The organism is Mesorhizobium sp. M7D.F.Ca.US.004.03.1.1, from assembly GCF_003998635.1.
Taxonomy (GTDB): Bacteria; Pseudomonadota; Alphaproteobacteria; order Rhizobiales; family Rhizobiaceae; genus Mesorhizobium; species Mesorhizobium loti.
Map to the genome: position 1 here is coordinate 1 of NZ_RZQG01001863.1, position 400 is coordinate 400.

General features: G+C 63.0%; 1 protein-coding gene. It reads left to right on the plus strand.

Annotated features, from left to right (window positions below; genetic code table 11):
• Window positions 1-400, plus strand: a 400-nt coding sequence (locus EN935_RS40425; RefSeq protein ID WP_206534752.1) for a peptidoglycan-binding protein, incomplete at both ends; no start/stop codon positions are given.

Sequence of the window (400 nt, forward strand, 5' to 3'; positions counted from 1 at the left end):
GAACAGGCGGTCGCGCAATATCAGAACATTGCCGGGCAGGGCGGTTGGGTAGAGGTTCCCGCGACCAAGAAACTGCAGCTCGGCGTCGATGATCCTGATGTGGTGCCGTTGCGCAAGCGGCTGATGGTTTCTGGCGACCTCTCGCAGAGCGCCGGCATTTCGACAGCTTTCGACTCCTACGTCGACTCGGCGGTCAAGCGCTTCCAGTTGCGTCACGGCCTGCCTGCAGACGGCTCGATGGGCAAATACACCTACGCGGCGATGAATGTCTCGGCGCAAATCCGGCTTGGCCAGTTGCAGACCAATCTGCAGCGGCTGCGCGAGAAGGCCGGCACGCTGGGCAGTCGCTACGTGCTGGTCGACATTCCGGCGGCGCAGGTCGAAGCGGTCGAGAACGACC